This window comes from Pseudomonas sp. A-R-19 (assembly GCF_019956575.1).
Taxonomy (GTDB): Bacteria; Pseudomonadota; Gammaproteobacteria; order Pseudomonadales; family Pseudomonadaceae; genus Aquipseudomonas.
This window is the reverse complement of record NZ_JAHBDR010000126.1, coordinates 1-26,822: the sequence shown is the minus strand read 5'-3', so window position 1 is coordinate 26,822 and position 26,822 is coordinate 1. Positions and strand designations below refer to the sequence as shown.

Genomic DNA, 26,822 nt, shown 5'->3' with positions numbered 1-26,822 from the left:
CTCATCGCTTCCCTATGCACTAGAACGTGAAGGTGTAGCCCACAATGACTCGGTTCTCGTCCGCCGGAGCAGTGAAGTTCGAGCGCATGGTCGAGTTACGCCAACGCAACGACACATTCTTGAAAGTGCCTGACTGGATGAGGTAAGTAATGTCAGTGGTTCGCTCCCATTCATCACCCTCACCGCCTGTAGCCTGCAAGGCTTTGGCCTTGACAGTGCTGACATGCTCCGGATCGACCTGATCGCCCTTCACATAACGCACGTTGAAGGTCAGTCCGGGAATTCCAAGTGCGGCGAAGTTGTAGTCATAGCGCATCATCCATACGCGCTCATTCTCCAACGAGAAAGTACTGAGTTGCTGCTCGCTGAACAGATAAGTGTCAGTGCCGCCCACTGAGGCGTATGCCGTATCCCCGCTTCCTTTCTGGTAGCCGCCACTGAAGGTGTGTCCCTGTATCGAGTAACCGAAGTTGGTGCTCAAGGTTCGATTGTCGACGTTGCCAAGCAACTCGCGGCCCGTTTCCTTCGCAGTGAAATAACGCCACTCGGTGAACGCCTCACCCGGCCCCATCTCAGTCCGGAATTTGAACCCAGCGAAATTCCGCTGAAACAAATCCTCAAGCTGGCTGGCGTGCAAGCTCAGCGTCAGATTTTTCAGCGGCTGATAGTCAATTCCCGCGTAGTACAACCGATCGCTGGTGATAGTTGCAGAGTAAGCGCCCTGCTGTGGCGTCGCCGTCAGGTCTTCGGAATCAGTGGAGTCACGTAACTTGGTGGAGTCGATATCCATGCCCGTAAAGGTAAATTTGTCCAGATCCTTGCTCACCACTTGAGCGCCGTTGAACCACTGCGGGAGTAGCCGGCTGTTGTTGGATGCCAGCAGCGGCAGCACGGGGTTGAGACCCCCTACTCGAACCTCCGTTTTCGAGAGTTTTGCCTTGAACGTGACAACGGCCTTTGAATAATCATCAGGCGCGCGCTTGTCCGCTCCGCGTGGTAACAGGCCTGTTCCGGAACGGTCCGGGGAGGAGTCGAGTTTTATGCCGAGCATACCCACCGCATCCAGTCCAAAACCAACCAGGCCTGGTGTAAAACCGGACTGCAACTGCAATATTAAACCTTGGGCCCACTCGCCACGCCTGGACTGAGTTGCAGTATCACCGTGAAAATCGCGATCAAAATAGAAGTTACGCAACTCCATACTTCCCTTCGCATCGCCCAGAAAAGCGGCTTGAGCCGCCGGTTGTAATACACAGCAAAGTGCAGCGAGCATCAGCGATGCGCGCTGGGTATTGATTGTTGTCATGCTTCAGCCTTTATTGTTGTTATTAAGGTATGAAGTTCGATGTAAAGATCCGTCAGGACCCGGGTTATTTAACGTGGCGCATGACCACGAAACAAACGATCAGACTCGGCGCAGCAATGGACAGAAAACTCAGGTAGAGAGTGGTCATCAAATGACTCCGCCAACCGGGTATGCGTTATATAAACGCACACCTGGTTTGCGTTTATGAACGCCCCTGAGGATGCATAGAGTCCATCTTGGTGCCGATGATTGCTTTCTTCCCTCAGACTTCGCGACGGCGCAGATTCGCCACGTTGCGCGTCGTCTTGGCATACAACAGCCCGCCTAGGCAGAACAGTCCGCCGAATACATAGATGCCGATGCTCATACTGCCCATGTGCGTGTTCAACCATCCGATCACTGCTGGACTGATGACTCCACCGAGCAGACCGATGGTCGCAACCGCCGAGACAGCTTTTGCGGAGCCGGGGAAGCAAGCCGGCACACTGGCCCAAAACAGCGGAATGAATGTAACCAGCCCTGCCATACCTACCGACAGCAAAGCGAGTGAAAGCACTAGTGAACTCGAAGCGAATGGCAGCAGGCAGAGTGCAGCGCCGCCGACCAGCTGTGTCGCAACAACGCTTTCGCGCAAACGCTGCTTACGGTCGGCACGCGCCCCAATCGAGATCATCGCGAAGAATGAGAAAACGCTGGGAATGGCGGAGTAGAAGCCGACATGGATGATGTCGGTCACGCCGAGTGAGCGAATGATGGTCGGGGTCCAGAAATGGAGCACCGCGATAGCGCCGGCGAATGTGAAATAGACGGCCATCAGCGCATAGAGGCGAGGATCACGGAGGATCTGTGCGAACGTCTGCCCCTCGCTGGCCGGTGACTCGGCTTTGAGCGAAGCAGCTAGCATGGCCTTTTCTTCGTTTGACAGCCAGTCGGCTTTTTCAGGCGACTCATCAAGCAACATAGGCACCAGCAAGGCGAGAAGGACGCATGGCAAACCTTCGAGCGGGAACATCCACTCCCAGCCGTCCAATCCCCCTAAGCCGTGCATGTGCTTGAGGATCGCGCCTGATATCGGATAAGCAATGACCCCGGATATCACGATTGCCGAGGAGAACAGCGCCAGCACTTTGGCGCGGCGCTGCAGCGGAAACCAGCACGACAGGTAATAGACGACGATCGGAAAGAACCCCGCCTCGAACACGCCCAGCAGAAAGCGCAGCACATAGAACGAGGCTGGGGTGCGGACAAACATCGTGAGTGACGAGACGAGACCCCAGCCAATGGTCAATAGCATGATTGTCTTCAGTGCGCCGAGCCGCGACATCACGATAGTGTTAGGCAATGCGAACAGCGCGTACGACACGAAGAAGATGCCCGCGCCCAAGCCATAGACGGCGTCGGTGAAACCCAGTGCGGACTTCATCTGGAGCTGCGCAATGCCGACGTTGACGCGGTCAATGTTGGACATCAGGTAAATGAGGAATAACAACGGGACCAGGCGGCGAGTGATCTTTTGGAACGTCTTGTCGGCATCAAGAACCTGCGCGGTGCTCGTGGTGCTTGCGTCGGGATATTTCGCTAGTGAAACCATAGTTGTCTCCATTTGATTGTTTTTGGATTACCTGCACAAGTCGTCATTCACGACGAAACAGGGGCGCCCATTTCGTGACCTCAAGTTGAGGTAAGCCCGGTGGGACGTTCGCGGGTCTTTCAAATCTGTATCCGGCCCAGAAAACAAAGGGTTTTCTGAAAAATTAGCCGGTGGATCTACTTGCAATGAATCGTTGAGCCAGCGTGAATCTAGTACATGAAAAAAACCTGCCTTGGCCTGAGCGTGTCGACCAAGCGCACCCGAAAGCGCGAATTTCTGGACTGGATGAACCGTGTGATTCCTTCCCTGCACATCCCGGATTGAGCATAGATACATAGCAAAAAGATGAAAGATGTGTGTCCACTATGCGGACATCTGGAGGTCTTATGCGAGCTGCCGGGGCCTGAGATTTTGTAACCAACCTTGAACACTTCACGCAGCCCAATGCCTCGTGACTGAACAGCGTGGAAGGCTGTTTCGCGCAACTGGAAGGACGAGCGCTGTATCGTAATGCTGTTCACTTAAGTCTCTGTAAGAGCGAGCTCCTACAGTGTTCTAAAAACAGAATAATACTGGGCTGTGATTCGTCAGTTTATCGAGGCCCACAATGACCGTTCGGCCGAACCATTGCGGGGAACAAGACGGCTGAATCAATCATCAGCTCTGTGAACAAAACAAAGCAGGGTTGATAAAGAACACGCTATTGAATTAATCGCTCGAAGCACTAGTCGTCAAAACCAACAAAAACGCTGGCTTCGGCGATGCTCTTGCGCTCGGTGATCACCGCGTTGGCAGGGAAGGTATCGTCAGGCCAACCAAGCGCAATGCTCTTCATGATCACCTGGTCGCCGGCAATGCCGGCATGCTCTCGCACCACCGGCGATTGCATGATGCCCTGACTGTTGATCACGCAACCCAGTCCTCGCGACCACGCGGCGTTCACAATCGCAGTGGTTACTGACCCGCAGTCGAATGGCGTATCGTCGCTGCCGTCAAGCACACGGTCGTAGGTGACAATGACGCAGACAGGCGCATCGAACTGGCGGAAGCCGCGCATGACCCAGTCGTGGCGACTCTCATTGTCGTCGCGCGCGATGCCCATCGCCGTGAACAGCTGCTTGGCGACCTTGACCTGCCGCTCGCGGTGGGTGCCGGCGAAGGCCAGACCGGTCCGAAACTCCCGAGATTGCGGCACACCGGCCATCATCCTCTGCGTATTGCCGGCGCGAATGCGGGCCAGCGGCTCCCCGGTGACGACATAGAAGTTCCACGGTTGGGTGTTATTGGACGATGGGGCCCGCATGGCCAGTGCAATAACTTCCTCGATCACCACCTTTGGAACCGGGTCACGCTTGTAGCCCCGGATGCTGCGGCGGCCGAGGATGACGTCGTCGAACTGCATGATGCCCCTTTAGTCCTTGCACGCGGCTTGGTATTCGCGGACGAGCCGCGCGACCAATGTGGCGACGTCGGGGATGTCGTCGATGAGATCGATGCCTTGCCCGCCGCTCCAGATGTCCCGCCATGGCCGGATGTCGGTCGGCAGATGATCGAACCGTCCAGCGCTGGGCGTAGCGAGCGTGTCGATGTCGACCCCGCACCGCCGTAAAGACGGCTTCAACCAGTTCGCCGACACGCCCGTGACGTTGGGCGTATAGACCAAATCTTCCGATGTCGATTCGACGAGCATCTGCTTGTAATCGGCAGGTGCATCTGCCTCTTTCGTGGCGATGAAGCGTGTCCCCATATACGCGTAATCGGCGCCTAAAACCTCTGCGGCCCGCACGCCAGCACCCGTGGAGATCCCGCCAGCCATGACCAGGGGACCCTTGAATGTCGTGCGGATTTTTTCAATCAGCGCCAGATGGCACAGAAGCCCTGAATGGCCGCCGCCTCCCAAACCAATAGCGATGAGACCATCGACTCCCTGGCTGATCGCCTTGTTCGCGAAGTCCAGACTGATAACATCGTGAAGCACGCCCATGCCCTTCTCATGCGCGACGCGCACGACCTCGCGCGGTCCGCCGCCGACACTGATAACAGTCTCCACGCCGTAGCGGGCTGCAAGAGCCAAACTTTCCTCTATCTCGGCAACAGGCAGTTTTGCGGAGACGTTGACTGCGAGCGCGCCGACCTTTGATGACAGCGCGTTCTTCCGTGCGGTCTGGATCGTATCCAGCCACTCCTCGAACTGCTCCAGGGTTCTGGCGTTGTGGCGCGGCAAAACGCCCACCAGTCCCGCGAGGCAAGCCTCCCGTACCAGGTCGGGTCCGGTGACGAGAAACATCGGAGCGCAGATGACGGGAAGCGAAAGACTAGAGCGATTGAACATAGCTGATTGGCTCTTTTAGAAAAGTGATTGGGTAAGGGCTATTTCGGCTGCGTCGGCTTTCGCCAGTTACGCTCGCTGAAACCCGTGAACAACAGGGGCGACTTTCCGACAAAGCGCTCGACAGCATCAGCGTGGTAATCCGTGCCAATGGCGATGGCCTGAGCGAGCGCCTCAGCCTGCGCCATCGCTGTCTGGCTCGACTCGAATGTCTGATTGAGCAGTTGCTTTGTGAGTGCCACAGCGGCAACGGACGCAAACTTCATCTTGCGTGCGAGCTCGGTGGCCGCTTCTATGACTTCGCTTTCGGGCACCAGGCCGTAAACGATGCCCATTGTCTTGGCCTCGTCGGCACCCAGCACGCGCGCCGAGAAGATCAATTCCTTGGCGCGCTGCAACCCCACGATGCGAGGCAGCATGAAGATAAGCGACGTGTCCGGCACCAGACCCATGCGTCCGAACGCTGCGCAGAAGCTCGACTTCGGCGTCGCAATAATAAAGTCGGCGGCAAGCGCGATGCTGAATCCGGCACCGAAAGCTGGTCCGTCGACAGCCGCGATGACGGGCATCTCAAGCTTGATGAGATCTCGAAACCAGTCCTGGATGTCCGTCATGCGACTGTGCATCATCAGGCCGGTCTTTTTCTTTGCCATGCCCTTCACGTCACCGCCGCCGCAGAAGGCGCCGCCGCGTCCGCCGATCACCAGGGCCCGGACATCGAGATCCTTGTGGTCGATTCCCTTGGTCAGGCGTCTGATGACGTCAGCGATTTCCCCGCGCATGACATCATCAATCGCGTTCTTGGCCGCCGGCCGGTTCAAGTAAAGAAACGCAATGCCGTCTTCAATGTTGAAATCGATCGTTTCATAAGTCATGCACATACCTCCAAAATTCTGACGTAACCGGCCATCCAGCATCCTCACCAAGGGCGGTTTGACTAGACTCCTAAATGCCGATTTGGCCGCTGCGACAGGAGGCAGAGAGTCTGGCCGCGGCGGCTTCGGTTTGATCTATTGCTGCTGTGGCAACAGCCGAGGTGTTCCCCAAAAGCGCCACGTTGTGCAACTCGACGCCCCTCCCCCCAGCACGTTCTCGAGCGCGCTTGGTCCGGCCGGCCCCAATGCGCAGGCCCACAAAGGAATGCAAAGCGGCTGGTGCCCCCGGACGTATGTTGAAGGCGTCGCGTGCATCTCGGCATTCATGCCGCAATGTGGCCGAAGGGGTCGGTCATACCCAGCGTGTGAAACTCTTCACAGTCTCTCGTGGCGGCTGATAGTTATTCACCAGCGCGGACTCGTCTGCATAGCCCAACGCCATGCCGCAAACCAGCATTTCATCGGAACCCGCGCCGATGAAAGGCGTGACGATCTTCGCGTAATTGTTCCACGCCGCCTGGGGACAGGTGTGCAGACCAAGGGTGCGCGCCGCCAGCATCAGGGTTTGCAGGAACATGCCGTAGTCGATCAAGGAGCCACGCCCCATGACGCGATCGATGGTGAACATGAGGCCCACCGGCGCGTCGAAAAAGCGGTAATTCCTCTGTGTTTGCGCATGCATCTTGTCCTTCTCGCCTTTTACGATTCCGAGAGCACCGTACAGGCCCCAACCGTTCTGGCGTCGTCGGTCGATGTAAGGTGAGATCCACTCAGCAGGGTAGTAGCCGTCCACCTCCCCATATTCGGCGGATCGCGAAGGATCTGCTTGCGTCGCTTCGTGCGCAGCACACACCTTCGCAACCAGTGCATCACGTTGATCTCCCTGCAGCACATACACTTTCCACGGCTGGGTGTTGGTGCTGGACGCCGCGCAACTCGCAACCCGCAGAATCTCTTCGATCTGCTGGCGCGCGACCGGCTTGTCGGCCAAGAACGCACGGCACGAGAAGCGGCTCTCGATGGCCGAGACCACGCTCGCCGAATCCCGCACGACCGTTTTGACTTTGGACAGGGTCATTGAATTACCTCCATTGTGTTCGGCACCTTAGACCGTGCCCACTTGGCGCAGCTCGGCGATCTGCCCAACCGAGAACCCCAAAAGTTCGTGTAGGACCTCGTCGGTATGCGCGCCGAGAGCGGGTGCTGGCTTGATTTTCGGCGACGGCGTCCCACTGAAGCGGGGCTGCACAGCTGGCATCTTTAGTTCGCCGATCGTCGGGTGCTCAACGCTGGCGATGCTGCCCCGGGCCTGGTAGTGCGGGTCTGCGACGATGTCCTTGATCGAGTAGATCAAGGAATAAGCGAGGCCCTTCTCTTCGAGAATCCGGCACACCTCCAGAACCGGCAGCGACTTGATCCAATCAGCGACGACCTGGTTGACTTCCTCGACGCACGCGGTGCGTTTCGCGTGGCTGGAAAAGCGCTCGTTACCGACAAGGACCGGAATGACTTCGCACAGGCGGCCGTACATGCGGTCGTTGGACACGGTCAGGACGATGTAGCGTCCATCGCACGTTTCAAAATGGTCACCCGGGGCGGCCGCGAAGTGAAGGTTGCCCGTCCGCTCGCGCGGCAGTCCTATCTTCTCGTACGCCGTGACCATCACGTCGGTAAAGCGGAACACTGTTTCGTACAACGAAAGATCGATTTGCTGACCTGTACCGCCGCACGTATCACGGTTGTAGAGCGCCACCATGATTCCAAAAGCGCCAAGCACCGCTGTCGAATAGTCGGCCATCGCCGTGCCCAGTTTGACGGGGGCGCGATCAGGATAGCCCGTAGCGTTCAGCGTGCCGCCCATTGCGAGGGCAATGCGGTCGTATCCTGCACGATTTGCGTAGGGACCGGTCTGGCCATAGCCGGAAACACTGAGCATCACCAGCCTTGGGTTCACTTGCTTCAGGTGCTCCCACGACAGGTTCCATTTGTCCAAGACGCCGGGGCGGAAATTCTCCACGAGCACATCGGCTTGCTTCAACATTTCCTTCAGAATCCGCTGGCCTTCGGGATGGTGCAGATCGAGCGTCACCGACTTCTTGTTTCGCCCTTCGACATTCCACCAAAGGCTTTCGCCTTCCACCATTGGCCCGATATGGCGTAGGGCGTCGCCACCCCGCGGTTGCTCGATTTTGATCACGTCGGCGCCCAAGTCTGCAAGCAGCGTCGCGGCAACCGGACCAGCAACCATCGTGCCGATGTCAATTACACGGATGCCAGCCAACGGCCCTTTATCTTTCGGTTCCATATTCAATCCCTTTAATCGTTGATGTCAGCCGAGCGGCCTTAGGTCAGGGCGATCGGCTAACACTGTGATAGTCGAGTGGCGGGCAGGACTAGTTGCCCTTGAACTGCGGAGCGCGCTTTTCTTTGAAGGCGGCCAGCCCTTCCACACGATCGGCCGAGAAGTGGTGCAGGTTGCTCAAGGCACGCTCATAGCGCAGACCAATGGCCATGGGCTGATCCAGCGCATCATTTAGCGCCTGCTTCATCCGAGCCAGAACCAGCGGACTCTTTGTCGCGATTTTCTTGGCAAGCGTCGCCACGGCATCAATGAAGCTGTCATCAGCGACCACCACGTTAACGAGGCCGAGCGCCTTCCATTCGCTGGCAGGATGCATGTCGCCCGTGAACATGAGGAGCTTCGCGTTGTTCAATCCCACCTTCCTCGGCAAGCGCACAGTGGCGCCCGCTCCTGGGAATAGGGCGTAGTTCGAATGGGCATCACCAATCCGGGCGGACTCGGCGGCGATCACGATGTCGCAGGCAAGCACGAGTTCCAGCCCGCCGGCGACCGTGATTCCGTTGAGAGCGGCGATGACCGGTTTGGTGGACGCTTCGATCAGCTCGGTCAGCGCGCCGATGGCCTTCACGAATTCGGCACCACTTTCGGGGCGGCTCCTGGCGGGGTCCTTCAAGTCAGCGCCGGCGCAGAAGGCGCGACCCTCGCCTGTCAGAACGATGACACGTACATCCGGGTCGGTCTGAGCATCGTCAATCGCCCGCGTCAATGCGTTTACAAGCGACAGTGTCAGCGAGTTCAACGCCTGTGGTCGATTCAGTTTCAACCACAGCACGCTCTCGTCCTGTTGGCGATGAAGTTCTTCAGTGTTCGATGTAATTTCCACTTTTTGGCTACCTTTCCGAGTTCATTTGCAGGCTGACTAACAGGCTTCTTATCGCAGGCCGAGGGACTTCGCGATGATGCCGCGAAGCACTTCTCTGGTCCCGCCGCGGATCGTGCAGGAAGGTGCATGCAGGATGACGTTGGCCAGCGCCGCGCTGTAGGCCTGCGAGGCGCCCGGCTCCGGTTCGGTCTGCAGGACCAATCGAAGGGTCTCTGGAATCTCCTGTTCGAAGCAGTTACCCAGGTCCTTGACCAAGGCAGCATGCAATGCGGCATCCTGGCCATCGGTGATCATCGTGGCGATCGAGCGCGACATCCGCCTCAGCGTTGAGAGATGAGCGACCAGGCGCCCTACCGTCCGGGCGCCTTCACTCGACGGCTGCTGCTTGAGCGCGGCGACGAATTCCTCGACTGCTCCCATGTGGGACATGAACCGGTCCGGCCCGCTTCGCTCAAGCGTCAGCTCGCTCGTGACCTGTTGCCAGCCTTGGCCTTCGACGCCAATGAGGGCATCGTCAGCGAGGAATACGTCCTGGAAGTGCACTTCATTGAAGTCGTCGTCTCCGGCGATGTTGACGATCTGCCGGCATGTGATGCCGGGCGTCTTCATGTCGACCAGAAACTGGCTTAACCCGGCTTGCCGCACTTCACTCGCGGGCGCCGTACGGCACAGCAGAATCATGTAGTGAGCGCGGTGCGCGCTCGACGTCCAGATCTTGGCACCGTTCACAACCCAGCCACCGTCCACCTTCGTGGCACGCGTGCGCACTGAAGCGAGATCCGACCCCGAATTCGGCTCGCTCAGGCCGATGCAAAAATAGCTTTTCCCGGCGGCAATCTGGGGGACGATCTCCTCGCGCTGCCGTTCGTTGCCGAACCGTAAGAGCAACGGCCCGCTTTGTCGCTCGGCCACCGCATGGGCAAAAATGGGGGCACGAGCGGCAAGCAGTTCCTCCAGCACGACGAACCGTTCCATCAGTCCATAGCCGCCACCGCCATAGCGCTTGGGAAAGCCCATGCCGATCCAGCCGCGTTCGCCAAGTGCTTCGCTGAATGCGGGATCAAAGCCGCCAAAGGTAGCGGCGCCATGCCGATCGCCGTGCCAGCCGTCAAGAAACTCGCGCACTTCAGCTCGAAGCCGCTCGCCAATCTCGGACCCCCGCGGGCGCGCAAAGGAAAGGTTGTTCATCGTGCTGCTCCCGTGACTGTTCCGCTTGCTGTCGGCACCACTGTGTGCCAGAGGGACTGTCCGGGGTCGCCGGCCAGGATGCGTTCGCCAAGCTCGCGAGACCAGAAAGCCTCGTTGCCACACTCATCACGCCAGGACCAAAGCCGCTTGGTGAATCGGTGAAGTTCGTGCTCCTCAGTGAAGCCGATGGCTCCGAACACCTGATGCGCAATCGCACAGGCCTGCCCAGCCGCTTCGCCGGTTCGAATCTTGGCGCTGGCGGCGGCAATGCTTTGCATGAGAGGCTCGCCCATCGCAGCCAGCGATTCATCGATCGCCTCGCAGCCAGCTTCCGCCGCGGCGCGCGCCGCCGCCGCCTGTGTCGCCAACACGGCGATGCTCTGCTGGACGGCCTGGAACTTGCCAATCGCTCGGCCGAACTGCACGCGAAGGTTGGCGTAGTCAACGGCGAGAGCGAGGGACCGTTCGATCGCTCCGGCCATGAGCGCGCTGCGCAGGATGGCTGCAAGGCAAAGCAGCTCATGCTCGCCGAAAGGCGCAGGGGCCACCGCCTCTGGCACAACGCTATCAAGCACCAGCGTGTCGCGCGGCTCGCCGGCGAGATTGCGCCCTGATGTGACAGAGACGCCTGCCGCACCCCGTGCCACCACGATCAGTTGAGCGGCAGTGCCAGCCCCCACGATGAATGCGACATGCGTGCATGCGTCGCCCCATGGCACACGGGGCAGCGTGCCGTCGACGCGCTGGTCGTTGCCTGCTGCACTCACCCGGACCTGCTCGTTGAGCACCGATGGCGCAATGGTCGGCAGGCTTGCGCCCTCGACGCCGGCAAGGTTCATAAGCCAGTGTCCAACCATCGCCTCCGCCAGCGGAGCGGCTGCCGCATGCTCTCCCGCAAGCATCAGAAGCCCGCACGCATCCGCCCAGCTCACGCCCGCGCCGCCTTTACTCTCAGGCAGCAAGGCCTTGTCGAATCCGGACTCTTGCAGAACGGCCCACAGGTTTTCGGGCTTGTCCGCCAGTATCCGGCGGGCTGCTTCATGCAGCATGTCACGCGTCTCATCACTCATCGTTTGTTCCTTATTGTTGTTTTTGTCACGTCAGACTGGATCCCAGGTGAAGATGTCGCGCGACTTGTCCAGCGGAAAGAACGAGGGTTTCATCATGGGCAGCGCCACTTCGAGGCAGGTATCGACAGTCCAGCCTTCGCTGCGATGTGCGGTACGGATCGGCCTAGGCTGTGAGAACAGGAAAATCTCGTTGCTGCGAACGCCGAAGATCTGACCCGACACGCTCTGAGCTTCGTCGGTGAGCAGCGCGCAGGTGAACGGTGCAATCTTGGCAACTTCCATGCGCTGGTTGACCAGCGTGCGGGCCAGCCCTTCCGGCGTGTCGGTCGGAATCGAACTCACCATGCGGGTGAATGCGAATGGCGCAATGCAGTTCGACCGCACTCCGAAGCGCTCCATGTCCAGCGCAATCGATTTCGACAGGCCTACGATGCCCATCTTTGCCGCGGAGTAATTGGCCTGCGCGACGTTACCGATCAGCCCGGAAGTCGAAGTCATGTGGACGATGGCGCCCGACTCCTGGCTTTTAAAATGCGGCGCCGCGGCTCGGGCCATGTTGAAGCAGCCCTTCAGGTGCACCTTCACCACCGCGTCGAAGTCCTCTTCCGTCATCTTGTGGAAGATCCCGTCTCGCAGATTGCCGGCGTTGTTGACCAGCCCGTCGATACGTCCGTACGTGTCCAGCGCATGCTGCACGATTCGTTGCGCCGAGCTCCACTCTGCCACGCTGTCTGTATTGGCCGAAGCCTCACCACCGGCGGCCCGGATCTGATCCACGGTCTGCTGCGCTGGGCCTGCACTACCGCCCTCGCCTTCCATGCTCACGCCCAGGTCGTTCACGATCACACGTGCACCCTGGCGCGCCGCTTCAAGCGCAATTTCCTTGCCCACGCCGGCGCCCGCGCCGGTCACCACGATTACTTTGCCCAGCAGTCGCTGTGTCATATCAATCTCCAGATTTATCGATCAATCGTTCCGAGGAGCCAGTCGACCCGGTTCACGTAGTCAGGATGGTCACAACCGCTGCGGCCGAGTCACCGCCAACTTGCCCTCCGGAGTTTTGCGCCAGGCCAACCTTTGCCGACTTGCGTTGCCGCTCGCCCGCCTCACCGCGAAGTTGCTGCACGAGTTCGAAAATCTGAGCAGTGCCCGTCGCCCCGATAGGGTGGCCCCGGCTGAGCAACCCACCGCTCGGATTGATCGAAATCTTTCCGCCGAGGTCTGTGGCGCCGCTTCGCAGCAGTTGGACGGCCTCTCCGGGCGCACAGAGCTGTAACGTTTCGCAATTGATCAGCTCGCCTGGTGCGGATGCATCGTGGACTTCGACAACGTGAATTTCTCTCGGATCGATAGAAGCTGATTCATACGCCACCTTTGCAGCCCGTGCTGTAGCGTTGGGACCTGTCGGATCTGCCGAGCCCGAAACCAATGCAGAAGTAGCCACCCACACTGGTCTGGCACCCGTCAATTGCGCGGCAATGCGACTCGAACACAGAACGATTGCTGCAGCACCGTCACCGATCGAAGAGCACATCGGGAGCGTCAATGGGTTGCTGATCATGCGGGCCGCCAACACCTCTTCAACGGTCGTTGGCTTGCGGAATTGAGCAAAGGGATTTAGGGACGCTGCACGCCGGCTTTTGACCACTACTTGGGCTATGTCCGCCGATGTCGTTCCCGTTGCCTCCATGTAACGGCGGGTTCTCTCGGCGTAAATGTCCATGAAGATGGAGCCGCTACCTGACCCGACATGCTCGAGTTGCTTTTCTTCCAAATCTACCGCGGAACCGAATGCACCGAAGGACACCGCTTTGTCGACGTGGGTGAGCTTTTCCGCGCCAACCACCAGCACGACATCGGCTTGTCCGGCTTCCACGCACTGCCATGCAAGATGAAACGCGGTGCTACCTGTGGCACACGCGTTTTCAGTGTTAATCATCGGCTTGCCCATCAGCCCCGTGAATCTCAACGCAGCCTGGGCGCGAACCATTTCCTGCCCTGTGACAAGGCCAGCCGCCGCGTTACCAAAGTAAACCCGGTCAACGCGCCCGGCATCGATACCGGCATCTTCCAGCGCTATCTGTACAGCTTCTTCCGAAAGATTTCTGACCGAGCGGTCGAGAAACTTTCCAAAAGAAGTCATTCCAATTCCAACGATTGCTACACGATCGGACATGAGTGTCTCCAATTCATGAATAGTTAAGTAAGGACGTCGCATCCAAACCGTGGCGGTTTTGGATTAAGTGTTCTGTCAGCGTGCAGGGTCGTTGTTGGTCCGGCGCGCTGGGCCGTCGTATTCAACTTGGTCAAGCGTTATCTGGCGCCAGCCGGGCTCGCGCACGGACTCTTCGAATGCGTGGGCGAACAAGCCCGCAGTGCGCGGAATGACGATGAAAGCGCGAGCCAGCCGCCAGTCGATTCCCATGTCCGAGATGATTGCGCCGACCGCGGCATCGATGTTCGCCAGCAGCGGTCGGTTTTTCTTCTTGATCAGCGCCTTCTCCAGCTCGCGAGTCATCCGGACGTGATCGCCTGCAATCCCATATTCCTCGGCGAGTGCGAACAGCACCTTCCCGCGAGGATCGCCCTCGGGATGCTGCGGATGTCCGAAGCCATCCAGTCGCTTTTGGTTGGCAACGTACTCAGACGCCACATCCTCATAGCTACGTCCGCTTGAGGCTGCCTCGGACACCAGCTCCTGAACGTAGCGGGCGAACTCCTCGCCGGCACCCCCGTGGACGTCGCCGAACATCATGGCGCCTGCCGCGACCGAGCATTGGATCGGCACACCCGCGGCTTGCACGAACCGCGTGACCGTCGAGGACGGTGAAATACCGTGGTCGGCCACCGAGATGAACATCGCATTGATGATTTTCGACTCATTGCCCTTGGGGAGCTCGCCCTTGAAAAGCAGGTACACCATTGCCCCGAAGTCGATCTTGCCGACGAGATCGGTGAGGACGTCATAGCCCCTGACCACAGTGCCTTCGTGTGGAGAAGGATCCGCGATAGCGGTGCGCCAGTATTTTCGATCTGCTGTTTTTGTCGTGTTAGTCATGCAGTTCTCGATTTCAGTGAGAGGAGATTCAGGCGATTGATCTCGAACCTGTGAGGAAAAATCCTACTTCCCGGCGTCTGGATATAAAAACCTAACATCCACAATATGGATGTTTTCCTCCAAATTCTTCCGACAAGAAGCTCCACAGGGTTCGTTTCACGCCCCCGCTCGGCTCACGTCATGTTTGGAATTATGAGAAGTACGAACTAAAGCGGAACGAAGTGAACAGGCACGGAAATCGAGAGGGCCCCAACATTTGAGAAAATGGAGCCATGAGGAAAAAGCACTCAAGTATTCGTCGCAGGCCAAACGAAAGATGCAGCGCTTGTGCTTTTTTCGCGTAGCTGCACCGCACACCGCGACGACTCTGGCCAACACGGTGTCGGTGCCCGCGCGCGCGTCCATTGGCTCGGCAGCAAGCCAGATGAAATCGATGCGGACACTCCGGGGCGCTAAAAGCTGATTCTTGTCCTAAGAAAACTGCGGCTTGTGCCGGTTATTCGCGGGATGGGTGATAGCGAAACGCTGGAGGATTTAGGCGGGAACACGTACTAAAATTTCACAGCAAATCTAAGCGTTCCTGAATAGACAATATGTGCCGGTTGACGATTTGCATTGATTTCTCCTGCATCTCCTTTGTCATCCGACTGTCTAAAGAAGCAGTGGTGATCGCTCCTAGCACTTTTCCTACGCTGTTTCTCAATGTCACACCTATGCCAATAACGCCCGGAGCGCTGTAATGACCAATCACTGCATATCCGCGGTTTTGGGTAGCAGCGATCATCGCGCGCAACGTAGAAACGTTCAGCGAGCCGTAGCCGGTAAGTCGACGGGCGTTAGCGCGCAAGCACTCCTGTTGTTGGGCACGGGACAAAGTAGCCAGAATTGCCAACCCTCCTGCCCCGACGCCCAAAGGTTGCCGATGACCAACCCTGACCGCCACAACCTGGATTGGATAGCCACCGATGGCCCGCGCAACGCACATAGAGTCTAGGTCCATCTGAATAATCAAGAATGAACTGTTCCCCGTTTCTTCTGAAATGGCTTTCAAGACGGGATTGCAAATTGAGCGTAAATCCAGTCGGTCAGCAAACTGGGCCCCAAGTTCCCGACAGAACTCGCCGAGCACATACCGGGTTGAGCCAGTTGGGCGCGAAAGCAAGCCGTGCTTCATGAGCGACTGCACCATACGGTACGCAGTCGGTCGCTCCACACCGCTAAGCCTTACTAGATCAACCAGGCGCAGCCCCCTGTGGCTGTTGGCCGCTACCAGCTTTAACAGGCCAATCGACCGTTCAAGGCTTTGGGTTCCCGAACTCTGGGAAGCTGCTTCTTCTGAAGTTGACGTTTGGGAAGTCATGTGGGACCTGAGATTTCCATGATTGTTAGAATGCAGCTTAAATATCCATATGTTGGACGTTAAGCTACTAAAAGGAGGCTACCAGAGATAGGGTTCCTCTGTGTTGAACCACACAGTTACGAATCGCATATCTTGTGACCGTTTATCAAATTACGGAGATCGACAGGGTTGAATCAACAGGAATTTAGCTGGGAGCGTAGGTCTCTATGATGACACTTGATCAGAGCGAGCTTAGCCAGCGCGTCACGGACTTCACGGCTGAGACGGCGGACGAGCTCGGTGACTTGCTGGCTCCTCAACCAAGGTCAGACCGTCTGAATCCGGGGAGCAACTTCATCCAAGCTCGCCAGTCGACTATTGTCGGCGGATCAGCCGTTTTTCAACCAAACATCATCGCTAAACACGTCCTGGGCAGCCATAAACACTATGCACTACGAAACCGTTCTTTTTAGTATTGAGGAGGGCATTGCTCGGCTGGTGCTTAATCGGCCGAGTAAGCTCAACAGTTTTTCTGAAACCATGCACCACGAGATTGCGGAGGTGATGCACTATTTGATGCAGGCCAATAACGGCGTACGCGTTCTATTAATTACTGGGGCCGGACGGGCGTTCTGTGCTGGGCAAGACTTGTCGGAAGGTCAAATGTCCGGCGGGAGTACCGTTGATCTCGGTATTACCGTGGCGCGTTACTATGAGCCACTCGTAAGAAACTTAAGAGCCCTGCCCATTCCGGTCATTGCTGCGGTGAACGGAGTAGCCGCCGGAGCCGGAGCGAATTTCGCACTGGCTTGCGATATCGTCGTAGCGAAATCCTCTGCTTTCTTTTTGCAGCCTTTTGTTAACCTTGGCCTACAGCCAGACACTGGTGGTACGTACTTTTTGCCGCGCCTAATCGGCAGTGCCAGGGCAATGGGGCTATCGTTGTTAGGTGACAAACTTAGCGCGGACCAAGCAGAGCAATGGGGGCTGATTTGGAAGTCGATTCCGGACGAGGAGTTTGACACTGCCGTGGAGACGTTAGCACGCAGGCTGGCATCAGGTCCGTCGTTAGCTCATGCCCACATCAAGCAGGCGCTGCACGCCAGCATAGGTAACGATCTGGATCAACAGCTTGCATTGGAGCGCGAGAGCATGCGTACGCTAGGAAATAGCGCGGACTATATCGAAGGAGTCGGTGCTTTCCTGGAAAAACGATTGCCTCGCTTTAACGAGCGCTAGGCTCGATATGGACTCAAAGCCCGTTTGCCCAACGCATCCCGTATAGCTTCTTGTAGCGGCCGCTTTCTTTGCCGCGCCCGGCTTTTGAAAATACTCAGAAGTACCAGCATTGTGCTTGACTCGAGCTTGAACGGGCGCGGTAGGGACGGCAATTACCTGCCGCTCCCTGCACAGGTCCGTACGTGCGGAACTACCGCATACGGCTCCTGCCTCGCCTGTGACGCGAAGCGATCCTCAGGGTAAGGATGTGCATTTCTGGGGTTCGCTGGTAGCACCATCGCCGGCGATCAACCCTTCGCGCTCTTGACCGCCGCGCGGTAGGCCCGCTCCGCCCACTGCTGCAGTTGCTCATGATCCTCAACTACGTCGGCGGGCACTTCCCAATAGGACTTCAGCGCATGCTCCTCGCCTTCGCTCACGTAACCCAAGGGATGGGAACCTGCGGTCTCGTAGTTCTTGCGCGAGTCGTTATCAACCTTGAAATAGAGGCACCCATGCCAAGCCATGGCAAAGACATGATCGTGCCGATAAAGTGCAACGGCACCGAACAGAGGCCGTGTCGTGATCTTTGCCCAGGACGAGAGCTGGTCTACATAATAATCTGCAAGTGCTTGGGTTTTCTGGGATTGCTGGGTCATTGCTGGGTTCCTTTTACTGAGGTGACTTTTCCGGCGCAGTCCAGACTAAGATCGTCTGCTCATCGGGATCGATACGTCGATGCTTTTCAGGTGATGCACCTGAGTGCCACGCACTTCGATAGCTTGAATCGCCCTCTAGCTCACGCCCTGTCCTTTTTGGGCCTGTCACGCTCCGGCATCGTTTCGACGACCAACTGATAGGAAGTCTCGATCAGTTCAGTGATCAACTGCGGGGTGATGCCCCGGCCCACGCCGATGGAGATCCAGTGTCCCTTGTCCAGGTAGCGTCCGGTAGTCACCGTTCGGAAGTGATCACGCAGCGCACTCGCATGATGTGGATCAGCTTTTAGTGTGATGATTCTCTCGTCGGGATCATCGGTCACGATCATGAAAACTTTATCGCCAACCTTGTACACATCCAGCTTTTCCACGAATGGGCGGCCATGGCTTACGCCTGACAGCGACGCCGCCACTTTTCGAGCCAACGGTTGGAGCTGGCGCTGCGATAGGCTTCTAGTACATAGCCTCTGGCCACCAGAATCGCGGACGTTCATACGAATCCCTTTTTAGACAAGCCCTAGGACTTGCGTGTTTTCGTCAGAGGAGCGCATTGGCGATGATCCTTGCGGGTTCTTACTGAGGACTACCTCCGCAAGCAGCGAGAAGAGCAGCGTTCCGCGATCAGGAGGCCGATGGCGTTGTCATGGACTGCGTTATTGCCCAGTTCGAATGCACGATACGCCATGTGCCCTTGATCTTCCGGTAGACCTCTGTCGCATTCCAGGCGCGTAACAACTGCTCTTCGCCGTTGGCATCCGCGACATAGCTACGCAGGTTGTAGCTCAGGACGGCCAAGTCACTTGCCTCGCTAGTGATCACGTGTGGGTTGAGATACTCACTGCGCACGATATATGGATTCTTATACAGTTTCTGGATGTGCTCGACGACGGCGTCGCGCCCCACCAGCAGGCCATCGAGAGCAGGATCGAAGTAGCTAATGTCCTCATGGTAGTTGTCGAGATAACCGCGGTTGTCTCCTGCACTCCACCGATCATTGAGCGAGCGCTCCAGCTCAAACACTTCCTGCGCGGCCTTTTGAAGGTTGTTATTCATAGCTAGTTTCCCTTTAGCCTGAAAATGATACTTTCGCGCACCCTCATATAATAAATAAAGGCACAAATTACGTTTTTCAGATACTTTTCGGACAAATCTGGTCGTAACAGAACGTGATCTCATCGTTGAAAGGACTCTATGAAATGACGGGATCATCAAGGAATCAGGTCAAGGAAATTCGTTACCAGCCCGAAGGTTCGTACCCCTATGGCCTGGAGGTGTTCCGGGTCTCAGACCTGCGTCGACGGACAAGCCCGAAAGGCATGCGCCGAACGTACGGCTACACGTTCTATATGCTGATACTGGTGACCGGAGGCCAGTGCAATCAAATGCTAGACTTCCAGGCCTGCTCAGGCGGGGCTGGGAGCATGATCATGGTTCGCCCTGGGCAGGCGCATAACTTTGGAGAGGGCGAAGATTGGGATGGCTGGATAGTGTTAGTACGTCCGGATTTTCTTCGGGCCGAGTCATCCCGTGAGGATCCTCGCACGGGATTCGATATAGATCGATTTCCAGCCTACGTCCGCATCGATGCCGTGGATCTAAAGCGTGCAGAATCCGCCATCGAATGGATGAGGCAGGACGCGGCGTTCAATGACGAAAGCAGCTCAGAGCATTCGCAGCATGATCCGGGCCGACCGGCGCAATTTGTCGAGGACATACAGTCTCATCTGCGATATTGCTTTTATGCGCTGGTTTCATGGATTGCTATTACCTATAGGGACAAACGTACGGATGACCTGCGGAGGCGACCAGCGGTGATGCGTTTCCATCATTTCAAGGCCTTGGTAGAGCAGCATTTCGTAGAGTGGAAAAGCATCGGTGCATACGCGATTGAAATGGGGTGCACCGAGAGAAGCCTTACGCGTGCCACGCTGGACGCTGAAGGCATCAGTGCTAAGGAGTATGTTTCACGACGCCTTGGTCTGGAGGCGAAGCGTCTACTGATACACACTGATTGGCCCGTCGGCGTGATCGCCGATCATCTCGGCTTTAAAGAGGCAACGCATTTCAGTAAATTTTTCAGGCGCGTCGCAGGATTTACGCCTCAGCAATTCCGATCTGCAAATGGAACCAGCACACACCCTTAACGGGAGAACTGAACTCATGACTAATACCGCTGCCCACTCGATCCGCTCATGGCTGGGAATCCCCTACGCCAGCGCAGAACGCTTTCGCCGACCCACTTTGCTGCCGTTCAACCCGGACCTACCCTATGACCAGAAGGGGCCCGCGCCGCTCCAAGTCGGCGACACGAGCTGGCTCGAAGCCGACAACGGCTTGAGCGAGGACTGCCTGAACCTCAATGTCTGGGCACCCAAGGACACCGGCGACGAACAGCTCCCCGTGATCGTCTACATCTTCGGCGGGGGCTTCGAAGTCGGCGCAAACACCCAGACCACCTCAAACGCTTCGGGTCTGGCCGCGACCGGGCGCGCCATTGGGGTATCCCTGAACTACCGGCTCGGCCCTTTGGGGTGGCTCTCGCTCTCCCATTACGGGGGCGTGCTCGCGGACGCCACCAACCTCGGCCTGCAGGACATCATCACCGCACTCAAGTGGGTGCAGGAGAACATCGCCCAATTCGGCGGTGACCCTCAGAACGTCACCGTCACCGGTCATAGCGCTGGAGCGTACTGCACGACCGCGCTCCTCGCCGCTCCGACCGCCGACGGTCTCTACCAGCGCCTTGCGGCGTTTTCCGGCGGTGCGTCCCGTATCGTTCCGGCCTGGTGGGCCGAAGAGCTCGCGATCACGTTCCTCACAGAACTCGGCATCGCGGACGATCCCGAAAGGCTGCTCACTTTGGATCCGAAACTTCTCATCCAGACATTCATCAAGGTCAGCCCGCGTGAGTTCGGGCAGAGACACAGCATCGATAACACCACGACAAGCATCGTCGATGACCACACGCAACCTGGTGCCGTTCTTACAGGCCATCCCATGCGTGCCATCGAGGCCGGGAGGCGCTCTGACATCGACATCCTGTTCAGCAGCACCACTCACGAAGTTGACTGGTACGTCATCAACGATCCGACGTTCGACCCGGGCAGCATCGACAACATCATCGATGTGTTCGCCTTGAAGGGCCGCATTCCCAGAAGCCGTGCTCGGCGCATCGTTGCCACCTATGACGTCAATGGACGCACTCCGGCGGAGGTTCGTGGAGCACTGTATACCGACTATTCCTTCACCCTTCCAGCCGCACGTGCGGCGCTTGCCCACGCCGCCGCAGGCGGAAATGCCCGTCTGCTCAGCGTTGGCCCTGTCGAGGGTGCGCATGCGGTACACGGCACCGAGATGTACGGTATCGTTGGACAGGAACGCCCCGGGCAAAGCGACGAGCAAGCCATCCGCGACACCTTTGTCTGCAACGCCCTCCTCGACTTCGCCGAAGGCAAGCACGACCGGCTGTGGAATGCAGTGACCACGGAACCCACCTCACACGGCATCGGCAACCCACCATACGACCCTACTGCCCACTCGGCCGAAGTCCTGCGCACGTTCGCGGGCATCGAACGCACCTGATCTGCCATAAATCGCCGCAACAAGTTCGACCAAGAACGCCGCGGACGAGGGCGATCAAAAAATGCCCCAGACAAAGAAGGACAATTATTGGTACTTCGACATGAAGGCAGCATCGGTACCGATGTTGACAGCGTTCCCTTCAACGAAGTACGGCAGGCACCAAAAAATATCAACTATCAAGCCCGTCTGGCGTCTGGCGCTGTCGTCGAAACGGCAGACGCCTTGCGCCGTGTCATACTGCTACCTCCTTGACTTCTTGCATCCCGGTGAATCGTCTTGCGTCGATTCGCAACCAGTTCGGCCGCGTTACGCACCGGCTTGCCCTCGATGTGAACATAGCGGATGAACATGGCCAGGGTCTTGTCTGCCGTTGAACGCAATATTCGTGGCAAGCGGGTTTGCGATGACTGCGAAACGCTGATCCAAGCACCTGTACCGGCGCAGGTCATTGACAAGGGCATCCCGACTGCCGGATTACTTGCCCACGTCATGATCGCGAAGTTCGCTGATCATCTTCCGCTTTACCATCAGGAATCGATTTTTGGTCGCGCTGGCTTGGCGATTCCACGCTCGACTTTAGCTCAATGGGTGGGCGTTACGGGCGTGCAGTTGCAGCCCTGGTCGATGCCCTGCGTGACGTAGTGATCGGGCAGCAGGTCGTGCACTCGGATGAAACACCCGTGCAAATGCTTGCTCCGGGCTCGAAGAAAACCCACCGTTCTTATGTTTGGGCTTACGCCACCAGCCAATTCTGCGAAACAGCCACTGTCGTCTACGACGTCAGCCCCAGTCGCGCCGGTGAGCATGCTCGCAACTTCCTGCAAGGCTGGAAAGGTAAGTTGGTCTGCGAAGATTTTGGCGGCTACAAAGTCAGTTTCGAACTTGGTGTTACCGAAATCGGCTGCATGGCCATGCGCGTCGCAAGTTCTTCGAACTGCACGCCACGAACAAAAGCCAACTCGCCGAGCAGGCCCTGCGTTACAACCAGTTGCTGTACGAAATCGAGAGCGAAGTGCGCGACCTGGAGTCGGATTTACGATGCCGAATACGGCAAGCAAGGGTCGTACCCATGATGGATAGGCTGCATGCCTGGATGATCGCCCAGCGTGATCTTGTGCCCGAAGGTTCGGCTATCAGCAGAGCACTCGATTACAGCCTGAAACGCTGGGCAGCGCTGTCACGCTACCTCGATGACGGGGTCGTACCCATTGATAATAATTGGGCCAAGAATCAGATCCGACCATGGGCTCTTGGCCGCAAGAACTGGCTCTTCGCCGGATCGCGACGCAGCGGAAAACGGACTGCGGCGATCATGAGCTTGCATTGCTCGCGGTGGCATTCTGCTGGGGTTTTGCAGTTTGATGATGCAATGCTCATCGGCAGGAATGAAAAAAGTCTATGCAGACTGTAAGAAAATCGCGGACTAAATCTTGTCACCCCCAGCAGAATGCTGAAGAGTTTCAATCAGCATATTCCCGCGCCACATGCATAGCAGAGCTCGCTAAGGTGAGCTTCACATAGCAGGTAGCGCGGGCGTAGAGCCTACTCAGGAAGGAACCGGTGCCTGAGCATCGATCAAGCTCTGGCTCTTCAGCTCCTCCCAAAAGGCTGCTGGAATACCGACCTTCATCGCCTTTACATTGGAAACTACCTGCCCCGGCGAACGCGCCCCCGGAATGATCGCGGACACTTGCGGATGTGCTGCTGCGAACTGCAAAGCAGCAGTATGAATGTCGATGCCATGTCGGCAGGCAACGGCCATGATTCGCGCGCGCTTTTCTACCGCACCGGGAGGTAGATCCTGGCTAAAATTATATCGGCTGCGACCTCCCAAAAATCCATCATTCAGTGGTGTTCCAACCACAACGCTGGTGCCCTTCCTTTTCAACGCAGGAAAGGTACTGCGCAACGCATCGCCGTGGTCAAGGAGGGAATACTGGCAGGCTAGTAACACGATGTCGGGAGTCGGGTCATCACTGGCCAATGCCTGAACCACAGCATTCGGTGTATTGACTCCGAAGCCCCACGCCTTAATGAGCCCCTCATCACGCATCTTTTCAAGCTCAACCATCGCCCCTGTGCGCGCAACTTGATACGCCGCTTCCCATCCACCCTCCAGTTCAGTGTTATCTGGCGAGAGGTCATGGATTAAGACGATATCGATACGTGGCAGCCCCAGTCGCTGCAGGCTGTCTTCTACGGAACGACGCGCGCCTGCTGCGGTGTAGTCGTATCGGTAGTTGAAGGGCGCCGGCGACTTCCAAATGGCATGGTCCGCACGCTGACCACCAGAGGCCGTCAATACGCGGCCGACCTTGGTGGAGATCACATAGTCATCTGGATCTTTGCCATGCAGGAAACGCCCTAGACGATACTCACTCAAGCCAAACCCATAGAACGGGGACGTATCGTAAAGCCGTACGCCCGCCCCCCAAGCGGCCTGCAGAACCGAACTCGCCTGCTCGTCGCTGATCGGCGCAAAAATATTTCCGACCTGCGTCCCGCCCATACCAAAGCGTTGAGGTGTCATGTACCTCATTGCATGTGAGGGCAAATTGAGGGGCAGGTCTGCGCGTACAAGTCGCCCTTTTGTTCGCATCACGCTTCCGCGCTCTGTTAACGAAGAGGGCGCCGGGGCTGTAGCCACAGAACTGGCGCGACTCGATGCTGGCAGTAAAGCGGCTGCAACAGCACCCGCCGCCGAATAGGTAAGAAAATCTCGTCTGTCCATCCAACGTTCCTTTCGCGACTGAGGGTTCAGGGGCTCATCGAAGCCCGCATTCAAACTAGAAACTAGAGCAACGAGGAGTAATCGGTGAGCCTAATACGCCATATTTTCTGCATAATCCTGCCGATACGCTTGTGCTAGGCACGCACGCTCAGCACACTCAAATACTCCGTTAACAGGACGCATGTGATGACGAGCGGTTCCTTCTCGCAGTTTGGTGTCGGCCATGCGCATTCCCTGAGCGAGGGCGAACCCGTTCAGCCCAACGAACGCCTTCAGGCACTTAGAAGACTTATCGAAAAAGTCACAATCCAGATTGGTTTGAACGAGGTCTGCTCAACATCGATCCCCGGCCTGACTTTTTATCGAATGGCCGAACTGGGTACGCCCACGTACTGCGTTTATGAACCGTGCGTGGCAATCATTCTGCAGGGGGCGAAGGAGATCACGTTCGGTGAGGAAGTCTGTGAGTTCGGGCAGGGGACGTTTTTCGTCACTTCGGTCGATATACCCACATTGGCTCGCGTTACCGCGGCTAACGAGCAGACCCCCTATTTATCCGTTGTGTTGAAGCTCGATCTTTCCATGCTCAACGAGGTGATCCAGACCTTGGAACCACCCAAGCAGGAATTGGCTTCTGAAGCACGGGGCTTCGCATCTGGTGCGGCGTCGGGCGAGATGCTCGACGCATTCAATCGACTCTCCACACTAATCGAACGGCCGCTTGAAGCGGGCTTGATGTCGGATCTTATCAAGCGGGAAATATGCGTTCGGCTGCTGCTTAGTGGTGCGGGCCAGTGGCTGCGCAGCGTCACTCGCGATGGTTACCGTGACAAGGGCATCGTGAGAGCCATTGAATGGCTGAAACATCACTATGACAAACCGCTGCACGTGGCCGATCTCGCTCAACGATCAGGAATGGCCAGCTCCACGCTACACCACAATTTTCGCAAACTGACAGGCACCAGTCCCGTTCAGTATCAAAAATCGTTACGGCTGCAAGCCGCGCGCAGCCTGATGTTGACGGATCGGGTAGACGTGAACACCGCCGCGTTACGAGTCGGCTATGAAAGCGTCGCTCAATTCAGCCGCGAATATGCTCGGCGCTTCGGAGCCCCACCCTCGAAAGACATCAAGCACGCACGGGAAAATGGTGGGCGGCTCGATTAGCCGCACCAAGCATGGCACGGGTAGGTTCCCACAGCATAGGCAAGACGAGGGTGAAATACTGTGATGAACAGGAGCTCGGAAAGAAGTACTAACGGGTAAAGTCGACAGGATCGCTTGCGTATCTACGTTGGTTAAATCGCGCTGCCCCAAAGCGCCTGATCAACTCAATCAGGACGAAAAATACTTGCTCAGCATCTAGGAAACACTGGACAGCAACCGCACGGAAGCCTAGGTCACTTCAGTAGATCTTTAGACAGTACCTAGCGGGTCTGCCCTTTGATAGGAGGCTACCTCTATGTACGGATCTAACACCTATAGCTCTGATGAAAAACTGTTCTACAGACCCATCGAAGCGGCTATACGCTGGTGTGGTTTGGTAAATTACGAAACGAGCATTCTCGAGTTGACGTGGGATTATCCTGAGCGCCTCATGTCGGCCTTCCCCCAATGGCCCTATTTATACAAGAACTTAGAGAGAATTCTGGATGCAGTACGAAACCAGGAGTTGCGTTATGGGATGCTCGGCATCACCGTTTCACCTGGTACCCCTGTCGATCTCAAACTGCTGACCATCCGGCACTCGGATCTAAAGTCGTGGATGTTTCATCACTATCCGGAGGAGCGTCCCTCTTTTCTTTTTCACGAAATCACACCTGACCAGGAATCGATACGCTACGGGACATATCTGATTTTGCTAGCTGATAGGGACGCCCTACAGGTGCAGCTAAATTCTACCGAGACAAAGCTCCAGGAGCTCATGGCAGAACTGGCAGCTGCTGGATTGGAGCGAGAAAATATTCGCTCGCTTGCCGACTCGGCAAAAGAGATCAGCGGACAGAGTAAAGCCGGCTTTCTCAACGTAATTGGAGCTCTGGTCAATACCATGCTTGGCTCTACTGAAAGCGGAAGGCGTCATTCTATCTTCGATAGCCAAGCATCTATTGTCGACTCTATAACTGCGCATTACGGTGAGGTTCCCGGACTGAGCAAGCGTTCACTGGATGAAAAATTTGCGGCTGCCCGACGTAGTCTAAACCAAGCCAGGCCGTAAGGATTGCAATGCAATCCCGTCAATTGCATTGCAATGACTCAGCACATTTTCTGGTATTGAATCCAGGTCACTTACCACCACACGCCAATCGGCGCCAGGAGTGACCAGCATGTCCAGCCAATCCTCAACCATCGTCGAAACACCTCAATTGCAGGTCGAGCGTCACATCATGCGGCGTGACGAGGTGGAGCGAAAAACCGGCTTCAAGCGTGCCCACATTTACAACTTGATGAAGGAAGGTAAATTCCCTCAAGCCAAACGCATTGGACTGCGCGCTGTAGGCTGGGTGTCGGCGCTGATTGAAAACTGACCCACCCTGCCGATTGAAAATTGACCCAGGGCGGATTGCTGATTTTTGCTTCAGCAATTGTGGATAAGCTTAGCAGTCGTGTCCCAGTGCAGAGGCGCCGAAC

24 protein-coding genes and 2 pseudogenes are annotated in these 26,822 nt (G+C 57.1%); 7 read left to right on the top strand and 19 right to left on the bottom strand.

All coding sequences use genetic code 11. From position 1 onward, the window contains the following. Nucleotides 1–19: 19 nt before the first annotated feature. The 14 genes from KGA88_RS30770 to KGA88_RS30705 form a co-directional block, all read right to left on the bottom strand. A complete protein-coding gene (locus tag KGA88_RS30770; RefSeq protein WP_223596585.1) occupies nucleotides 20–1,306 on the bottom strand; it encodes an OprD family porin in 1,287 nt (428 codons plus the stop codon). Between the two features lie 262 nt (nucleotides 1,307–1,568). Next, a complete protein-coding gene (locus KGA88_RS30765; RefSeq protein ID WP_223596584.1) occupies nucleotides 1,569–2,897 on the bottom strand; it encodes an MFS transporter in 1,329 nt (442 codons plus the stop codon). Between the two features lie 724 nt (nucleotides 2,898–3,621). Then, complete coding sequence (locus KGA88_RS30760) at nucleotides 3,622–4,299, bottom strand: nitroreductase (protein ID WP_223596582.1); 678 nt, start codon at nucleotides 4,297–4,299, stop codon at nucleotides 3,622–3,624. 9 nt (nucleotides 4,300–4,308) lie between these two features. Beyond that, entirely contained in the window at nucleotides 4,309–5,229 is a 921-nt protein-coding gene (locus tag KGA88_RS30755; RefSeq protein ID WP_223596579.1) for an NAD(P)H-dependent flavin oxidoreductase, read from the bottom strand. 38 nt (nucleotides 5,230–5,267) lie between these two features. Further along, on the bottom strand, nucleotides 5,268–6,101 hold the full coding sequence (locus KGA88_RS30750) for an enoyl-CoA hydratase/isomerase family protein (RefSeq protein ID WP_223596577.1): 834 nt from the start codon (nucleotides 6,099–6,101) through the stop codon (nucleotides 5,268–5,270). A gap of 352 nt (nucleotides 6,102–6,453) precedes the next feature. Then, entirely contained in the window at nucleotides 6,454–7,179 is a 726-nt protein-coding gene (locus KGA88_RS30745; RefSeq protein WP_223596575.1) for a nitroreductase, read from the bottom strand. Between the two features lie 27 nt (nucleotides 7,180–7,206). After that, nucleotides 7,207–8,406 (bottom strand): CaiB/BaiF CoA transferase family protein, encoded by a 1,200-nt coding sequence (locus KGA88_RS30740; protein WP_223596569.1) that lies wholly within the window; start codon nucleotides 8,404–8,406, stop codon nucleotides 7,207–7,209. Nucleotides 8,407–8,494: 88 nt separating this feature from the next. Next, nucleotides 8,495–9,286, bottom strand: a complete 792-nt coding sequence (locus tag KGA88_RS30735) for an enoyl-CoA hydratase/isomerase family protein (protein WP_223596568.1) — start codon at nucleotides 9,284–9,286, stop codon at nucleotides 8,495–8,497. A 48-nt stretch (nucleotides 9,287–9,334) separates the two neighbouring features. After that, complete coding sequence (locus KGA88_RS30730) at nucleotides 9,335–10,474, bottom strand: acyl-CoA dehydrogenase family protein (protein WP_223596567.1); 1,140 nt, start codon at nucleotides 10,472–10,474, stop codon at nucleotides 9,335–9,337. Continuing rightward, a complete protein-coding gene (locus KGA88_RS30725; protein WP_223596566.1) occupies nucleotides 10,471–11,544 on the bottom strand; it encodes an acyl-CoA dehydrogenase family protein in 1,074 nt (357 codons plus the stop codon). The genes KGA88_RS30730 and KGA88_RS30725 overlap by 4 nt, the downstream gene beginning before the upstream one ends. Nucleotides 11,545–11,574: 30 nt before the next feature. Beyond that, nucleotides 11,575–12,489 (bottom strand): SDR family NAD(P)-dependent oxidoreductase, encoded by a 915-nt coding sequence (locus tag KGA88_RS30720; protein WP_223596565.1) that lies wholly within the window; start codon nucleotides 12,487–12,489, stop codon nucleotides 11,575–11,577. Nucleotides 12,490–12,541: 52 nt separating this feature from the next. Next, a complete protein-coding gene (locus KGA88_RS30715) occupies nucleotides 12,542–13,720 on the bottom strand; it encodes a thiolase family protein (protein WP_223596564.1) in 1,179 nt (392 codons plus the stop codon). Between the two features lie 75 nt (nucleotides 13,721–13,795). Next, a complete protein-coding gene (locus tag KGA88_RS30710) occupies nucleotides 13,796–14,614 on the bottom strand; it encodes a citryl-CoA lyase (RefSeq protein WP_317851690.1) in 819 nt (272 codons plus the stop codon). Between the two features lie 547 nt (nucleotides 14,615–15,161). Further along, on the bottom strand, nucleotides 15,162–15,962 hold the full coding sequence (locus KGA88_RS30705) for an IclR family transcriptional regulator (protein WP_223596562.1): 801 nt from the start codon (nucleotides 15,960–15,962) through the stop codon (nucleotides 15,162–15,164). A gap of 426 nt (nucleotides 15,963–16,388) precedes the next feature. On the opposite strand from KGA88_RS30705, the gene paaG reads away from it, so the two are divergent. Further along, nucleotides 16,389–17,180 (top strand): 2-(1,2-epoxy-1,2-dihydrophenyl)acetyl-CoA isomerase PaaG, encoded by a 792-nt coding sequence (gene paaG, locus KGA88_RS30700; protein WP_223596559.1) that lies wholly within the window; start codon nucleotides 16,389–16,391, stop codon nucleotides 17,178–17,180. A 287-nt stretch (nucleotides 17,181–17,467) separates the two neighbouring features. Here paaG and KGA88_RS30695 read toward each other — a convergent pair whose 3' ends face one another. The 3 genes from KGA88_RS30695 to KGA88_RS30685 all read right to left on the bottom strand — a co-directional run bounded on the left by KGA88_RS30695 (nucleotide 17,468) and on the right by KGA88_RS30685 (nucleotide 18,931). Then, the gene (locus tag KGA88_RS30695; RefSeq protein ID WP_223596550.1) at nucleotides 17,468–17,818 is read right to left on the bottom strand and encodes a TfoX/Sxy family protein; all 351 of its coding nucleotides are present in this window, start codon (nucleotides 17,816–17,818) and stop codon (nucleotides 17,468–17,470) included. A gap of 140 nt (nucleotides 17,819–17,958) precedes the next feature. Beyond that, nucleotides 17,959–18,372: an MmcQ/YjbR family DNA-binding protein gene (locus KGA88_RS30690; RefSeq protein ID WP_223596548.1), complete on the bottom strand. Its 414-nt coding sequence runs from the start codon at nucleotides 18,370–18,372 to the stop codon at nucleotides 17,959–17,961. A gap of 127 nt (nucleotides 18,373–18,499) precedes the next feature. Continuing rightward, on the bottom strand, nucleotides 18,500–18,931 hold the full coding sequence (locus tag KGA88_RS30685; protein WP_223596546.1) for a YybH family protein: 432 nt from the start codon (nucleotides 18,929–18,931) through the stop codon (nucleotides 18,500–18,502). A gap of 143 nt (nucleotides 18,932–19,074) precedes the next feature. Between KGA88_RS30685 and KGA88_RS30680 the strand changes: the two genes are divergently transcribed. Together KGA88_RS30680 and KGA88_RS30675 are read left to right on the top strand one after the other, a co-directional pair. Beyond that, on the top strand, nucleotides 19,075–20,022 hold the full coding sequence (locus tag KGA88_RS30680) for a helix-turn-helix domain-containing protein (protein WP_223596543.1): 948 nt from the start codon (nucleotides 19,075–19,077) through the stop codon (nucleotides 20,020–20,022). A gap of 16 nt (nucleotides 20,023–20,038) precedes the next feature. After that, the gene (locus tag KGA88_RS30675) at nucleotides 20,039–21,460 is read left to right on the top strand and encodes a carboxylesterase family protein (RefSeq protein WP_263296307.1); all 1,422 of its coding nucleotides are present in this window, start codon (nucleotides 20,039–20,041) and stop codon (nucleotides 21,458–21,460) included. A gap of 176 nt (nucleotides 21,461–21,636) precedes the next feature. On the opposite strand, the pseudogene KGA88_RS30665 reads toward KGA88_RS30675, so the two are convergent. Further along, nucleotides 21,637–21,831 (bottom strand): annotated as a pseudogene (locus KGA88_RS30665) (hypothetical protein); the annotation flags it as partial. Between KGA88_RS30665 and tnpC the strand changes: the two are divergent. After that, a pseudogene (tnpC, locus tag KGA88_RS30660) lies at nucleotides 21,830–22,781 on the top strand (IS66 family transposase); the annotation flags it as partial. The pseudogenes KGA88_RS30665 and tnpC overlap by 2 nt on opposite strands. Nucleotides 22,782–23,006: 225 nt before the next feature. Here tnpC and KGA88_RS30655 read toward each other — a convergent pair. Next, complete coding sequence (locus tag KGA88_RS30655; RefSeq protein WP_223596531.1) at nucleotides 23,007–24,191, bottom strand: aldo/keto reductase; 1,185 nt, start codon at nucleotides 24,189–24,191, stop codon at nucleotides 23,007–23,009. Between the two features lie 186 nt (nucleotides 24,192–24,377). On the opposite strand from KGA88_RS30655, the gene KGA88_RS30650 reads away from it, so the two are divergent. From KGA88_RS30650 to KGA88_RS30640, 3 genes are all read left to right on the top strand, one after another. Then, the gene (locus KGA88_RS30650) at nucleotides 24,378–25,358 is read left to right on the top strand and encodes an AraC family transcriptional regulator (protein ID WP_223596529.1); all 981 of its coding nucleotides are present in this window, start codon (nucleotides 24,378–24,380) and stop codon (nucleotides 25,356–25,358) included. A 295-nt stretch (nucleotides 25,359–25,653) separates the two neighbouring features. Further along, nucleotides 25,654–26,409: a hypothetical protein gene (locus KGA88_RS30645; RefSeq protein ID WP_223596527.1), complete on the top strand. Its 756-nt coding sequence runs from the start codon at nucleotides 25,654–25,656 to the stop codon at nucleotides 26,407–26,409. 109 nt (nucleotides 26,410–26,518) lie between these two features. Next, nucleotides 26,519–26,719, top strand: a complete 201-nt coding sequence (locus KGA88_RS30640; protein WP_223596525.1) for an AlpA family phage regulatory protein — start codon at nucleotides 26,519–26,521, stop codon at nucleotides 26,717–26,719. Nucleotides 26,720–26,822: the final 103 nt, after the last annotated feature.